Raw genomic sequence first — 13,055 nt, forward strand, 5'->3', positions numbered from 1 at the left:
GCCGGGCGGCCGGGCGGCCGGGCCGGGAGCGGGGGCGGGCGATCAGCCGGCGGTGCGGGTGAGGGTCGCCAGGTAGCGGCGGAGCAGTTCGTGCCAGCCCGCGGTGAGCGCCGCGCGGTAACCCTCGGCCGCCGCGCCGTGCCGGTCGAAGTGGCGGTGCTCGACCTCCACCCGGGTACGCTGCGGCGTCTCCGGCAGGAAGAGCACCTCGACCTCACTGGCCCGCGCGGGGTCGGGCACCGGAACCCGGTCCGGCCCGATCTGCCAGGTGAAGACCAGCCGGCGGGGCGGGTCCCAGGTGAGCACCCGGCCCCAGTCGCTGCGGAAGCCGTACGGCCCGATCTCGTAGAGCATGCCGCCGGGCCGGGGCTCGACACCCAGCTCGGCCAGGGCCTGCGGCCCGGACCAGGTGTACTCGCGTACCCACCAGTCGGTGAGCCCGCCGGTGAACACGGCGAAGGCCCGCTCGGCGGAGGCCGGGGTGCGGAGGGCGGAGCGGAGGGAGAACCGGTCGAACTCCTGACGGACCTCATCCGGATCGGCCATCTCCTGTCCCATAGGCCCGGACCATACCGGCTGATGCCCGCCTGCGCAGCTTCCCGCCGGCCGGGTTGCCGACAGCGGGAGAGCGGCTTTCCGACCCGGCCGGGTGGCCCCCTGCCGCCCGCCGGACACCCCTTCGCGCCGCGCTCCGGTCGGGGTGGCCGGGCGACCGTCCCGCCCGCGGTCGGTCGCCCGACGCGCCGTCCCGACCCCGTGGCCGACCTCCCGTGACAGGGAACGGAGTGTTCCGGCGGTAACCGGGTAACCGCGGCTGATCCGGCCCGGAGCGCGGGTCAGCGGGGAGCGGGGAGCATGAGCGAGAGCGCAGGGACGCAGCGGGGGGCGGAGCCGACCAGCGAGCGGCTCAACCCCCGGAGCGGGAGTCAGCCGGAGCCGGACGTGCTGCTCGACATCCCGGAGGTGACGGTCGACCAGCTCCGGCTGGCGGTGGACCGGCTCGACGCCGACCTGTCGCTGCGCGTCCGGCTGGCGAACCTGCTCCAGCTCGACGCCGGGGTACGGGTCCACCTGACCGGCGTGGAACTCGACGTCACCGGCGTGAGCGCCGAGGCCCTGCTCAAGGTCCGCCTGGAGAAGCTGGTGGAGATCCTCGACCGGGCGTTCACCACGCTCGACCGGAACCCGCAGATCATCGAGGCGTTGGCCCGGTCGGTGGGGGTCACCGCCGTGGACGTGGACCGGGTGACCGGCCGGCTCGCCGAGGACGAGGCGGCCGACCTGGTCGAGGAGAGCGCCCGGGCAGTCGACCGGGCCGGCTCCGGGCTCGGCACGGTCGGCGCGGTGGCGGACCGGGTCCTGCGCGAACAGGCCACCGGGCCGATGCCGCCGGCCCCGCCGTCGCCGGCGGGAGCGCGGCCCCCGGAACCACCCGTCGGCCCACCGCCGGATCGGCCGGCCTCGGGCGGGCCGGCAGCGGGAGGTGCTGCGCCACCCACGCCGGACCGGGCCGCCGGTGCGGCGGGTGCCACCGACGAGGCACCGGACGGCGCGGAGGGCTCCGGCACGGCTGATGCCGGATCGGGCCAGGGCGCGGCCGAGGCGGCAGGCCGGCCGGGAGCGGCCGAGGCGCGCGGTGGGTCGGCGGCGGGGGCCGGGCCGGGCGGTACGGGGAAGCCGGCGTCCGGGGGCGGCCGGCCCGACGGGCCCTCCGGGGCCGCCCAGGCGGCCGGAGAGACGCTGCGGCAGGCGGGTCGCAGCGTCTGGGAGGCGATCCAGAACGGCATGGGCCCGAACCGCCAGCAGCGCCCGCGGCGCTGACCCGGTCAGGACCGTGCGGCGGCAGCCCACCAGGTCGTACGCCGCAGCAGCAGCAACGCCGCGACCGGGGTGAGCGTCACCGCGAGGGCGAGGCTGCTCGCCACGTCGCGGGGCACCCAGAGCAGGTTGTCGCCGATGCCGTTCACGTGCGCGGTCAGCGAGAACGCCACCAGCAGCCCCGACGCGGCCAGCACCGCGCCGGTGCGCCGCAGCCGCCCGGGCACCGGCCCGGTCGACAGGGGGCGTGCGGCCGGTGGGAGGACGCGCGTCGCCGCGACCCCGGACCGCCCCGCGCCGGTCCGCCGGGTGGTCACCCGGGTCGCGGCGGCCGGCTCGTCGGTGAGTCGCCGCTGAAGTGTGGTGAGGCCCCGGACGGCCCACACCACCGGCGGTACGACCAGCAGCAGCAGCCCGGCGGCGTGGGTCAGCCAGGCGCCGGCGAGGGTGGGGCCGCCCCAGGAGTCGGCGTACCCGGTCCAGATGTCGCGGCCGCCGTGGCCCAGCCCGAGCCAGGGCCGGAACGGGTACCCGAGCACGTTGATCAGGAGCAGGAAGGCGAGCGTGCCGGTGAGCGCCGACCCGGCGACCGCGACCGGCAGCGCCAGCAGCGCCCGGCCCACCGCCCGGACCCGGTGCGGCCGGCGCAGGGCGGCGGGCACGGCCGCCAGGGCACGCGGCACCGCGGTGACCGACCGGACGAGGCGGCGACGGCTCTCCGCGTCGTACGCGGTCAGCCACCGGGTGAGGAGACGGTGGGCGAGGCGGGGTGCTTTTCCTGGGCTCGGCATGGGACCAGTCTTCGCCGACCACTGTCCGGGCACCATCGGGACGATCCCCGGCCAGCCCCTGAGGACGACCGACCTTCCGTCAGTGGGCCGCCCCGGCCTGCCGGTGCCGGCGCAGGAGTTCCTGCAACGCGTCGAGTTCGGCGTGCAGGGCCCGCCGGCCCGCTTCGGTGATCCTGATCCAGGTCCGCGGTCGTCGGCCGTGGTAGCCCTTCTCCACCTCGACGAGGTCCGCCTCCTCCAACACGCTGACGTGGCGGGAGAGGTTGCCGGCGGTGAGTTCCAGGGCGTCCCGGAGGTAGGCCACCTCCACCCGTTCGACCTCGGCGGCAATGGTGAGGATGCCGAGCCGGTGCCGCTGGTGCACGGTGTCGTCCAGGCCGTTGGTCGGGTACGCGTCGGGTGCCGCTCCGTCGGCCCCGGGGTCGCGTTGCTGCTCGCGCGTCACGCGGACCCCGGCCGGCGCTTCCGCGCGGCGAGGAGAGCCGCCCCGCCACCGATGAGCAGGACCGGCGCGGGCGCCAGCGCCGCGAGCAGGAAGCCGAACCGGCTCAGGTCTCCCGGCTGGAGATCGGCCAGCTGGAACCAGGCGGTCACGAGCACGATGACGGCGGCGTACGCGGCGACCACGACCCACAGGCCCCGGCTGCGTTCCAGCCGGGCCAGGACCGCCAAGCCGACCGCGATGACCACGTGCGGCAGCATGCCACGGTTGGCGACGCCGAGCAGCGGCCCGGTCGCCCAACTGGTCGCCCGGAAGACCGGTGCCGCCGTGTTGAACAGCAGGAACTCCAGTACGACCGGCAGTGCGAGCCCGACGAGCGTGCCGACGACGCCGGCGATGACGTAACCCCGGACGGGGGTCTGCACGCCGACGCGCTGACCGTGCCATCGGTACCAGACGAGGGTGGTCAGGTAGCCGGCGATCAGCGCGGCCAGCCAGTACCAGCCCAGGGCGGCCGAGTGCTCCAGGAAGTCCCCGCCGAGGCTGGTGAGTGCGGGGTTGGTGGAGATGGCCCGCAGCGCAGCCGGCTCGGTCGACTCGACGTAGAGGGGCGCGGCGGCGGCGATGAGCGCGCCGAAGAGAAGCAGGGGCAGCCCGTACGCGTGCCGGTCCGTCCGTGCCCGTCGCCGCAGCGCGGCCATCGAGCGGAGCAGGTCGTGCGGGCCGCCGTCGGCGTACGCCCCGGCGTCTGCGGAGTTCGACACGGTGTCCTCCAACCGTTCGCTGTTCTGAACACCAATAGCTTTGCATTGCAAAGTAATCGGCACAAGGGGACCGCCGGTCCGACAGTGGGGCGGGGTTCGGCCGCTACTCAGCCGGCGGCGGGGTCGCGCCGCCACGTGGCGGCTTCGGACCTTCGGCCGAGGGCAACGGCACCAGACGTTCCTCGTGCACCTGGATCTCCGCACGGAACCGATGGGCGGCGGGATGCCAGATCTCGTCGAACGGGCCCATCACCGTGCCGCCGACACCGCGCCGGCGCACCCGGGCCGCGAGCCGGGCGAGGAGGCCCAGCACGGCCGCCAGGCCGCCGAGGACCAGCAGGACGCCCATGCCCATGACGCCACATTACGCCCGGGTCGCGCTATCGTCGCTGACGAGCGGCGCCCATGGCGCGGGCGCGGACTGCGCGGGAGTGCGCGAGGAGCTGAGCAGATGGGTGCGCACACCGGCCCGATCCGGGTCTACGGCTCGCCGAAGGTGCGATTCCTGGCGCCACTGCTCCGACCGTCCGCGTCGCTGTGCCTCCAACTGGCCGCAGTGTGTGCTCTGCTCGGGTACGGGGTTCTCGTCAATTTCCACTTCCGGGCGGCCATCGCGTTGGTGGCCGTCGTCGCCGGCGTCTGGATGACCGGATGGATGGCGAGATCAACCGCGCGTCACGTGCTCCTCGCTGATCGTTTTCGCTGGGAGCAGGTCGACCGGGCCTGCGAAGCGATCGTCAGGCACCTGCCCAGGGCCAGCACGCTCAGCCGCGCCGAGGTGCGGTCCGCCGTTCAGACCGCCCGCTGGGACCTGGCCTGCCTGATGCGCGATCAAGCTCGCCTGATGGATCTGGAACGGGCGACTCTCCGCTCCGCGGTGGGTCTGGCCGAGGATGATCCGCTGCGCAGTGAGCTCGATGTCCGTCGTGCCCTGGTGGCCGAACGGCTGCACGCCATCCAGGCCGAAGTCGACCGGCGGCTGGGACGCCTGACCAGGCTCGCGCTGAACAGCACCGCGATCGCCACCGAAGTGGCGAAGAGGCGGCGCAGCCGCGCGGCTGCCGAACGGGCACGGCGCACTCTCGCCCGGGTGGACACGGGTATCGCCGAGGCCGCCGTCTCGGCGACACGGACCGACCCGGCCGCCGACTTCACCGAGCGGGCCGAGGCCATCCTTGCCGCGTACCGGGAACTGAGCGGCGAGCGGCCGTCGGGTCCGACCCCCGCTCCGCACCCACGCGGAGCGGGGGATGCCGGAGCCTGACACCCGTGTCGGACCGGGACGGCAGGCCCGGAAACAGCAAGATCCCCACCTGCGTTTCCGCTGGTGGGGATCTCTGTAGCCCGGCGAAAGGCTATGTGGCCAGGGGCGGGGTCGAACCGCCGACCTTCCGATTTTCAGTCGGACGCTCGTACCAACTGAGCTACCTGGCCGTGGTGCTCGGCTCATGCTACCGCACGGGCCGATACGCAGAACGCCGCGCATGATAGGCGCGGCGTCAGCGCTTGCGGTCCTGACGGGACTTGAACCCGCGACCTCCGCCTTGACAGGGCGGCGAGCACTCCAACTGCTCCACAGGACCTAGCTGATGTTGCATCCGGCTGAGCCGGACCGTGCCCCCAACGGGATTCGAACCCGTGCTACCGCCTTGAAAGGGCGGCGTCCTGGGCCGCTAGACGATGAGGGCGGCCCCGCCATCATTGCACACTCGCAACTTCAAGCGGACTTGCTCCCATCCGGCCCCGCCGGAGGCATGAGAAGCATATGCCATGCCTGCTCGGACGACCAAACCGGTATGGCCACCGGCACATCGGCGGACAAAACAGCAGGTCAGAGCCGGTGTCACCGGAGCCGGGAGATCCCGTACCGGCGGCGGAGGTCCGGAATCAGCGTCCGGCAGGCGGCCATCGTCTGGCTCCGGTCGCCCCCGGCGTCGTGCATCAGCACCACGGAACCGGGGTGGACGGCCGACTCCACCCGCTTGACGATCGAGGCCGCCGGCGGCCGGTCCCAGTCCTGCGGGTCGACGCTCCAGTGCAGCGGGCGCATCCCGAGCTGACCGGCCACCGTCACCTCCTCCGCCGTCCACCGGCCCCCCGGCTGGCGGAACCAGGCGATCTTGGCGTTCGGTACGGCGGCCCGGATGGCCTGGTTGGTGCGGAGCAGGTCGGCCCGGATCTGGGCGACCGGTCGGCGGCCCAGGTTCAGGTCGTGCCGCCAGCTGTGGTTGCACAGCTGGTGACCCTCCCGGACGATCCGGGCCACCAGGTGCGGGTAGCGCCGGGCCTCCTGGCCGACCAGGCAGAAGGTGGCGGTCACGTGAGCCGCCTTGAGCTGGTCGAGGATCTGCGGGGTCCAGCGCGGGTTCGGCCCGTCGTCGAAGGTCAGCGCCACGCCCCGGTCGCCGCTGTGCCGGTGCAGCCCGGCGGGGAGTGTCTTCGGCAGCGGGCGCAGCTGCGGCTTCGGCGGCGTGGTGCGGCTCGGCCGGGGCTTCGGTGTGGGCTTCGGCGGGGCCGGCGTGGCCGAGACCACCGGGCCGGTGGCGGCCCGGGGCGGGGACTTGCCGGGTTCGCCGCAGCCGGCCAGGAACAGCGCCAGGCCGACGGCGAGCACCAGCACGGTGCGTGGACGCATCGTCGCTCCCGAAGGGGGTCGTCGGGTTATGCGGACTTTCCGACGGTAGTGGACGAAGCGCCGATCCGGCAGGCCCGGTCAGCCCGAAGTGGACTGGTCCAGCGAGTCGCGTACGGCCAGGGCCAGCGAGATCGTCTCGGCCAGGTCGACCGGACGGACCACGCCGGCGGGCAGCGTGTCGGCGCGCCAACCCGGCCCGGCGGCGAGCACCAGCAGTGGGCGACGGGGGGCGGCCAGCAGCGCGGAGAGCTGGTGCGGGTCGGCGGTGGCCCGGGTGTGCGACCAGAGCACGACGGCCGCCGGCCCGATCCGGGTGACCGCCTCGACGAGGGCCTCCACCGGCACCCGCGCGCCCAGCATCCGGTAGCTCACGCCGGCCTCGGCGAGCGCCGCCGCGAGCGCCTCCAGGGGCAGGCTGTGCTGCTCCTCGTCGGCGCAGGAGAGCAGGATGCGGGCCGGCCCGGTGATCGGGTGGGCCCGGACCACCGCGGCGAACGCCTCGGAGACGCACCGGGACATCAGGTGTTCCACCTCGATCAGGCCGGCGGTCACCGCGTGCCGCTCGCCGATGCCCGCGAGCACCGGCCGGAGCAGCCCGTCCCAGGTGACGACCACGCCGTCGGTGGCCAGGGCGTGCGCGATGGTCTCGCCGATGGCCGCCGAGTCCAGCCGCATGGCGGCCCGGGCCAGCCCACGGGCGACCGGACCGGCCCGGCCGACCGGGATGGTCCCGCCGCCACCGTCGCGTACGCCGCCACCCGCGCGTAGCCGGGTGCCGAGGTCGGCGGGGACGGCGCCCGGGGCCTGCCGGGCCCAGCGGGCCGCCTCGGCCGGGGTCACTCCCTCCGCGGTGAGCCGCCGCATGATCTCCAGGCGGGCGAGATCGGCCGGCGTGTAGCGCCGGTGGTGTCCGGGTACGTGCTCGCTGGGGCCGAGCCCGTACCGCTGGTGCCAGGTGCGGAGCGTGGTGACCGCCACCCCCAGTCGACGGGCGACGGCTCCCGCGCTCAGCGCCTCATCGGCCACCCGACCGCTCCGGTGCCTCGTCGACGGGCACGCCGGACGCCCCGGCGCGGGACGCCCCGGCGGCCGGATCGGCCGGCCGGAGCAGTCGGTTGAGCACGCCGCCCAGCCACGGCGCGTACGAGCGGGGGTCGACGTCGAGGTCGGCCTCGATCTCGCCCGGCTCGGCCCAGCGCAGGGTGGCCACCTCGTCCGGGTCGGGCAGGGTGGTCAGCTCGGCGGGCACGTCGGCGCGGAGCACGTGGTCGTACTCGAACTCGACCCGGCCGGTGGCCGGATCCTCGGCGTAGTAGACGTACACCCCGACCTCGGTGAGCTCGACCGGGCCGACGCCGAGTTCCTCGGCGAGCCGGCGGTTGGCGGCCTCGGTCAGCGACTGGCCGGGCAGCGGGTGGCCGCAGCACGAGTTCGCCCAGCGCAGCGGGAAGCGGGTCTTCACGGCGGCGCGCTGCTGGAGCAGCACCCGCCCGTCCGGGTCGACCAGCAGCACCGAGAAGGCCCGGTGCAGCCGGCCGGGCGGCTGGTGGGCGGCGGCCACGGTCGCCTCGCCGAGCACGTGCCCGGTGTCGTCGACCAGTTCGACCAGGTGCCCCTCCCGGGAGGTCACGACCGGCTCCCGGTGATCCGCGAGGCGGCGAGCTTGCCGCTGATCAGCACCATCGGCACGCCCACCCCGGGCTGGGTGCCGGAGCCGACGAAGACCACGTTGCCGAGGGTGCGGTGCAGGTTGGCCGGGCGGAACGGGCCGGTCTGGAAGAGGCTGTGCGCCGAGGCGAACGGGGTGCCGGCGGCCATGCCCTGCTCCGCCCACTCCGCCGGGGTGACCGCGCGCAGCACCTCGACGCCGGCGCCGAAGCCGACGTACCCGCGCTCCTCCAGGGTGCCGATGAGCTGGTCGGCGTAGCGGTCGGTCAGGTCGCCGCGCCAGTCGAACGGGGCCCGGTCGAGGTTCGGCACCGGGGCCAGTACGTAGTAGGTGTGCTTCCCGGCCGGGGCGACCGAGGGGTCGGTCCGGCTCGGGTTCGTCACCAGCAGCGACGGGTCGGTCATCAGCTCGCCTCGCCGGATCACCTCGTCGAACGTGCCCTTCCAGGATCGTCCGAAGTGGATGTTGTGGTGGGCGATCTTCTCATAGCCCTGCGTCGACCCGACGTGCAGCACCACGCAGGAGGGCGAGTAGGTGAGCCGGCGCTGGCGGCTCTCCGGCAGCAGGTCGCGGTAGGCGACCGGCAGGTCCGGGTTGAGCACCACGACGTCCGCCGGGACGAAGTCGCCGTCCTCGGTCACCACCCCGGTGGCCCGGCCGTGGGCGGTCTCCACCCGGCTGACCGTGGTCCCGTAGCGGAACTGCACGCCGTGCTTCTCGGCGGCGCCGGCCATCGCGCGGGAGACCGCGTGGATGCCGCCGCGCGGGAAGGACACCCCGGCCACCGAGTCGAGGTACGCGATGACCGCGTAGATGGCCAGCGCGTCGTGCGGCGCGAGGCCCGCGTACATCGCCTGGAAGGAGAAGATCCGCTGGGTACGCGGGTCCCGGAAGAACTGCTCGATCTTGGTCTGGAGCCGCCGGAACGCCCCGCTGGCCATCAGCTTGAGCAGGTTGCCGGTGAGCAGGTCGGTGGGGGCGTCCAGGTTGCGGTCGATGAAGTCGGCCCGCTCCCACTGCCACAGCTTGCGGGCGTAGTCGACGAAGCGCAGGTAGCCGTCGGCCTCGCGGGGCCCGCAGACCCGGGCGATCTCGGCGGCCATCCGGGTGGTGTCGGTGATGACGTCCAGCGTCGACCCGTCCGGGTAGTACGCCCGGTACGCCGGGTCGAGCGGGGTCAGGTCGAGCCAGTCGGTCAGCTCCTCGCCGACCGCGCCCAGCGCCTCGGCGATCAGGTCCGGCATGGTCAGCACGGTCGGGCCGGTGTCGAACTCGTACCCGTCGACGCTGAGCCGCCCGGCACGACCGCCCGGCACCGCCTCCCGCTCCAGGACGGTCACCTGCCGGCCGCTCCCGGCCAGGTGCAGCGCACAGGCCAGCCCACCCAGGCCGGCACCGACGACCACCACCCGGTCCGTACGTCCGTTCACGGTGCGCACGTGACCACCTCCCTCACAAAGTTGCCCATCATGCCCGCCGCGTGGTCGCGGCGGTGGCGAGACCGGTCAGCGCGGAGCGCGCGGTCCCGTCGATCGACGCGGTGTCGAGCGCGGCCAGTGCCTCGCCGACCCGGTCGGAGATCATGCGTTCGACCCGGGCGACCGCCCCGGTGTCCCGGACCACCTCGGCCAGCCGGGCCACCTCGCGGGTGGCGGTGACCGTGCCGGCCCGGTCGAGCGCCCGGCGCTGGGCCGGCGTGGCGAGCTGCCGGGCCAGCATGAGCAGCGCGGTCGGCTTGCCGGTACGCAGGTCGTCGCCGGCCGGCTTGCCGGTGGTGTCCGGGTCCCCGTACACCCCGAGCAGGTCGTCGCGGAGCTGGAACGCCTCGCCGACGGCCAGCCCGTAGCGGGTGTACGCGGCGATCAGCGGCGACTCGGCGTCGGCACCGGCCAGGCAGGCGCCGAAGAGCAGCGGCCGCTGGACGGTGTAGCTGGCGGTCTTGTAGCGGGCCACCCGCAGGGCCCGGTCCACCGACCAGTTCGCCGCGTCGTTCTCGCCGAGCACGTCGAGGAACTGGCCGGCGACCGTCTCCACCCGCATCTGGTCGTAGCAGCGCCGGACGTCGAGCAGCCGGGTCGGCGGCACGGTGGCGTGCGCCAGCAGCCGGTCCGCCCAGACCATGCAGAGGTCACCGATGAGCACGGCGACCGCCTCGCCGTACCGGTCGGGGTCGCCGGCGTGCCCGGCGGCGCGGTGCCGGGCGGCGGCCGCCCGGTGCGCGGTGGGCAGGCCGCGCCGCGTGTCGGAGGCGTCCATCACGTCGTCGTGCACCAGCGCGAAGGTGTGCAGCAGCTCCAGCGCGGCGAGCGCCGGCAGCACCGAGGGCAGCGGCTCGTCGCCACCGACGACCCCGCGCCAGCCCCAGTACGCGAACGTCGGGCGGACCCGCTTCCCGCCGGCCAGCACGCAGTCGCGCGCCGTGGCGGCGAAACCACCCATCGCTGCGTCGATCTCGGTGAGCGAGTCGACCTCGGCGGCCAGGAACGCCGCCAGTGTCTCGTCCACCCCCTTGATCAGGTCTTTCGTGAACGCGGCCAGTACGCCGCGGACCGGATCGTCCGTCGCTTCCGGCTGTGCCGGCGCGACGCGGAGCGCATTACCCGCAACTGCGTCGTTGGCCATGTGGGGGAGCGTACCCTAGGGTTACGAGTTGCGTCGATTGCTGCGTCGAATTCTGAGGAGGGCCGGTGGACACCGATCTCACCGCGGCCTATGCCCGTTGCCAGGAGCTGCACAAACGTCACGGGCGCACCTACTATCTCGCCACCCGGCTGCTGCCCGCTTGGAAACGGCGGCATGTGCACGCCTTGTACGGATTCACGCGCTACGCCGACGAGATCGTCGACCGCACCGAGGACCTGCCGCCGGCCCAGCGGGCCGCCCGGCTGGAGGACTGGTCCGGCCGGTTCGTCGCCGGCCTGCACGGCGAGCAGGTCGACGACCCGCTGCTCCCCGCGGTGCTGCACACCATCGCCGTCTTCGACCTCGACCGCGGCGACTTTGCGTCGTTTCTGCGCAGCATGTCGATGGACCTGACGGTCATGTCGTACCCCACCTACGACGACCTGCTCGACTACATGGAGGGCTCGGCCGCGGTCATCGGCACCATGATGCTGCCGATCCTGGGCAGCACCGACCCGGCCGCCGCCCGTGAGCCGGCCCGCCAGCTCGGCTTCGCCTTCCAGCTCACCAACTTCATCCGGGACGTCGCCGAGGACCTGGACCGGGGTCGCACCTACCTGCCCGACGAGGACCTGGCCAGGTTCGACGTGACCCGCGAGGACCTGCTCGCGGCGAAGGCCGCCGGCCGCACCACCGAGAAGATCCGGGCCCTGATCGAGTACGAGGTGACCCGCGCCCAGGCCCACTACCTGGCCGCCGCGCCCGGCATCCCGCTGCTCAGCCCCGCCTCGCAGGCCTGCATGCGCACCGCGTACGCGCTCTACGGCGGGATCCTCGACGAGGTGGCCGCCCAGGACTACGACGTCTTCGTCCGGCGGGCCCTGGTGCCGCAGCGCCGACGGATGGCGGTGGCCGCGCGGTCGCTGCTCACACCGACCGGCACGCCGGTGGTGGTGCCCGGTCCGGCGCTCCAGCCGGCCCTGGCGGCATGAGCGAACGCACCGCGGTCGTCCTGTTCACCCGTGACCTCCGGGTGCACGACCAGCCGGCGCTGGCGGCGGCCTGCTCGGCGTTCGACCGGGTGGTCCCGCTCTACGTGCTCGACCCGGCGCTGGCCGGGCTGTCGGCGAACCGCAGCCGCTTCCTGCACCAGAGCCTCGCCGAGCTGCGCGAGGCGCTGCGGCGGCGCGGCGGCGACCTGGTGGTCCGGCGGGGCGACCCGGTGGCCGAGACGATCAAGCTGGCCCGGAAGGTCGGCGCCGAGGGGATCGGCCTCTCCGCCGACGTCAGCCGCTACGCCCGCCGCCGGGAGCGCCGGCTGCGCGAGGAGGCCGAGCGGCACCGGATGTTCCTGCGGCTCTTCCCCGGCGTCACGATCGTCGAGCCGGGCAGCGTGAAGCCCACCGGCGGCGACCACTACAAGGTGTTCAGCCCCTACCACCGGGTCTGGCAGGGCGCGGGACGACGGGAGGAGCTCGCCGCCCCGCGCCGGGTACGGCTGCCCGACGGCGTCGACCCGGGCCGGCTGCCCGCGCCACCGAAGGGCGACTCCCCGGACGCCGCGCCGGGCGGGGAGAGCGTCGCGCAGCGCCGGCTGAAGCAGTGGCTGCCCACCCTCGGCCGGTACGACGACATCCACGACGACATGGCCGGCGACCTGACCTCGCGGCTCAGCCCGTACCTGCGCTTCGGCTGCCTCTCCCCGCTCGCGGTGGCCAACCGGGCCGACGACTGGACCGGCCCGTTCGTCCGGCAGCTCTGCTGGCGGGACTTCTACTACCAGGTGACCGCCGCGTTCCCGCAGCTCTCGTCGGTGGCCTACCGGCGCGGGGCGACCGAGGAGTGGCGGTACGACCCGCAGGCCCTCGACGCCTGGACCGAGGGGCGGACCGGGATGCCGATCGTGGACGCCGGCATGCGCCAGCTCCGGGCCGAGGGCTGGATGCACAACCGGGCCCGGCTGATCACCGCCGGCTACCTGACCAAGCACCTCGGACTGGACTGGCGGCCCGGCGTGCGGGTGTTCTCCCGCTGGCTGCTCGACGGCGACGTGGCCAACAACTCCGGCAACTGGCAGTGGGTCGCCGGCACCGGCAACGACTCCCGCCCGTACCGGGGCTTCAACCCGGTCCGCCAGGCCGAGCGGTACGACCCCGACGGGGCGTACGTGCGGCGTTGGGTGCCCGAGCTGGCGTCGATCGGGGGCAAGGCGATCCACCAGCCCTGGCGGCTGCCCGACGAGGCGCGCCGCCGGCTGGACTACCCGCCACCGCTGGAGGTGCCCGGCACCGACCCGACCTGGCTGCGCTGACCG

14 protein-coding genes and 3 tRNA genes are annotated in these 13,055 nt (G+C 74.3%); 4 read left to right on the forward strand and 13 right to left on the reverse strand.

Annotated features, from left to right (window positions below; all coding sequences use genetic code 11):
• Positions 1–42: 42 nt before the first annotated feature.
• A complete protein-coding gene (locus GA0070611_RS23515) occupies positions 43–558 on the reverse strand; it encodes an SRPBCC family protein (protein ID WP_091668200.1) in 516 nt (171 codons plus the stop codon).
• 297 nt (positions 559–855) lie between these two features.
• Here GA0070611_RS23515 and GA0070611_RS31560 point away from each other — a divergent pair, with 297 nt between their 5' ends.
• The gene (locus GA0070611_RS31560; RefSeq protein WP_197675783.1) at positions 856–1,821 is read left to right on the forward strand and encodes a hypothetical protein; all 966 of its coding nucleotides are present in this window, start codon (positions 856–858) and stop codon (positions 1,819–1,821) included.
• Positions 1,822–1,826: 5 nt separating this feature from the next.
• Here the strand turns inward: GA0070611_RS31560 and GA0070611_RS23525 are convergent, their stop codons facing one another.
• The 4 genes from GA0070611_RS23525 to GA0070611_RS23540 all read right to left on the reverse strand — a co-directional run bounded on the left by GA0070611_RS23525 (position 1,827) and on the right by GA0070611_RS23540 (position 4,170).
• The gene (locus tag GA0070611_RS23525; protein WP_157740374.1) at positions 1,827–2,609 is read right to left on the reverse strand and encodes a hypothetical protein; all 783 of its coding nucleotides are present in this window, start codon (positions 2,607–2,609) and stop codon (positions 1,827–1,829) included.
• Positions 2,610–2,688: 79 nt separating this feature from the next.
• Positions 2,689–3,054, reverse strand: coding sequence for a winged helix-turn-helix domain-containing protein (locus GA0070611_RS23530; RefSeq protein WP_091668207.1), 366 nt, complete (start codon positions 3,052–3,054; stop codon positions 2,689–2,691).
• Positions 3,051–3,815, reverse strand: a complete 765-nt coding sequence (locus GA0070611_RS23535) for a hypothetical protein (protein WP_231921198.1) — start codon at positions 3,813–3,815, stop codon at positions 3,051–3,053. Before GA0070611_RS23535 ends, GA0070611_RS23530 begins: the two co-directional genes overlap by 4 nt.
• 103 nt (positions 3,816–3,918) lie before the next feature.
• Positions 3,919–4,170, reverse strand: a complete 252-nt coding sequence (locus tag GA0070611_RS23540; protein WP_197675784.1) for a hypothetical protein — start codon at positions 4,168–4,170, stop codon at positions 3,919–3,921.
• 96 nt (positions 4,171–4,266) lie between these two features.
• Between GA0070611_RS23540 and GA0070611_RS23545 the strand changes: the two genes are divergently transcribed.
• The gene (locus GA0070611_RS23545) at positions 4,267–5,079 is read left to right on the forward strand and encodes a hypothetical protein (protein WP_091668215.1); all 813 of its coding nucleotides are present in this window, start codon (positions 4,267–4,269) and stop codon (positions 5,077–5,079) included.
• A gap of 96 nt (positions 5,080–5,175) precedes the next feature.
• On the opposite strand, the gene GA0070611_RS23550 is transcribed toward GA0070611_RS23545, so the two are convergent.
• From GA0070611_RS23550 to GA0070611_RS23585, 8 genes are all read right to left on the reverse strand, one after another.
• A tRNA-Phe gene (locus GA0070611_RS23550) sits at positions 5,176–5,249 on the reverse strand.
• A gap of 75 nt (positions 5,250–5,324) precedes the next feature.
• Positions 5,325–5,398, reverse strand: a tRNA-Asp gene (locus GA0070611_RS23555).
• A 32-nt stretch (positions 5,399–5,430) separates the two neighbouring features.
• A tRNA-Glu gene (locus GA0070611_RS23560) sits at positions 5,431–5,503 on the reverse strand.
• 155 nt (positions 5,504–5,658) lie between these two features.
• Positions 5,659–6,450, reverse strand: coding sequence for a polysaccharide deacetylase family protein (locus GA0070611_RS23565; RefSeq protein WP_091668218.1), 792 nt, complete (start codon positions 6,448–6,450; stop codon positions 5,659–5,661).
• A 78-nt stretch (positions 6,451–6,528) separates the two neighbouring features.
• Complete coding sequence (locus GA0070611_RS23570; RefSeq protein WP_091668222.1) at positions 6,529–7,476, reverse strand: MerR family transcriptional regulator; 948 nt, start codon at positions 7,474–7,476, stop codon at positions 6,529–6,531.
• Positions 7,466–8,080 carry an isopentenyl-diphosphate Delta-isomerase gene (gene idi, locus GA0070611_RS23575; RefSeq protein ID WP_091668225.1) on the reverse strand — a complete coding sequence of 205 codons (615 nt, stop codon included), beginning with the start codon at positions 8,078–8,080 and terminating at the stop codon, positions 7,466–7,468. The genes GA0070611_RS23570 and idi overlap by 11 nt, the downstream gene beginning before the upstream one ends.
• Positions 8,077–9,558, reverse strand: a complete 1,482-nt coding sequence (crtI, locus tag GA0070611_RS23580) for a phytoene desaturase family protein (RefSeq protein WP_091668229.1) — start codon at positions 9,556–9,558, stop codon at positions 8,077–8,079. The genes idi and crtI overlap by 4 nt, the downstream gene beginning before the upstream one ends.
• A gap of 28 nt (positions 9,559–9,586) precedes the next feature.
• Positions 9,587–10,741, reverse strand: a complete 1,155-nt coding sequence (locus GA0070611_RS23585) for a polyprenyl synthetase family protein (RefSeq protein ID WP_091668232.1) — start codon at positions 10,739–10,741, stop codon at positions 9,587–9,589.
• Between the two features lie 65 nt (positions 10,742–10,806).
• Here GA0070611_RS23585 and GA0070611_RS23590 point away from each other — a divergent pair, with 65 nt between their 5' ends.
• The gene (locus GA0070611_RS23590) at positions 10,807–11,733 is read left to right on the forward strand and encodes a phytoene/squalene synthase family protein (RefSeq protein ID WP_091668236.1); all 927 of its coding nucleotides are present in this window, start codon (positions 10,807–10,809) and stop codon (positions 11,731–11,733) included.
• Entirely contained in the window at positions 11,730–13,052 is a 1,323-nt protein-coding gene (locus GA0070611_RS23595; protein ID WP_091668240.1) for a cryptochrome/photolyase family protein, read from the forward strand. Before GA0070611_RS23590 ends, GA0070611_RS23595 begins: the two co-directional genes overlap by 4 nt.
• The last annotated feature ends 3 nt before the right edge of the window (positions 13,053–13,055 follow it).

The organism is Micromonospora auratinigra, from assembly GCF_900089595.1.
Classification (GTDB): Bacteria; Actinomycetota; Actinomycetes; order Mycobacteriales; family Micromonosporaceae; genus Micromonospora; species Micromonospora auratinigra.

What these genes read in the sequence shown, in the direction of transcription:
- GA0070611_RS23515 (WP_091668200.1), bottom strand. Translation starts at nt 558, where the DNA reads ATGGGACAGGAGATGGCCGATCCGGATGAGGTCCGTCAGGAGTTCGAC.
- GA0070611_RS31560 (WP_197675783.1), top strand. Translation starts at nt 856, where the DNA reads ATGAGCGAGAGCGCAGGGACGCAGCGGGGGGCGGAGCCGACCAGCGAG.
- GA0070611_RS23525 (WP_157740374.1), bottom strand. Translation starts at nt 2,609, where the DNA reads ATGCCGAGCCCAGGAAAAGCACCCCGCCTCGCCCACCGTCTCCTCACC.
- GA0070611_RS23540 (WP_197675784.1), bottom strand. Translation starts at nt 4,170, where the DNA reads ATGGGCATGGGCGTCCTGCTGGTCCTCGGCGGCCTGGCGGCCGTGCTG.
- GA0070611_RS23545 (WP_091668215.1), top strand. Translation starts at nt 4,267, where the DNA reads ATGGGTGCGCACACCGGCCCGATCCGGGTCTACGGCTCGCCGAAGGTG.
- GA0070611_RS23565 (WP_091668218.1), bottom strand. Translation starts at nt 6,450, where the DNA reads ATGCGTCCACGCACCGTGCTGGTGCTCGCCGTCGGCCTGGCGCTGTTC.
- GA0070611_RS23585 (WP_091668232.1), bottom strand. Translation starts at nt 10,741, where the DNA reads ATGGCCAACGACGCAGTTGCGGGTAATGCGCTCCGCGTCGCGCCGGCA.
- GA0070611_RS23595 (WP_091668240.1), top strand. Translation starts at nt 11,730, where the DNA reads ATGAGCGAACGCACCGCGGTCGTCCTGTTCACCCGTGACCTCCGGGTG.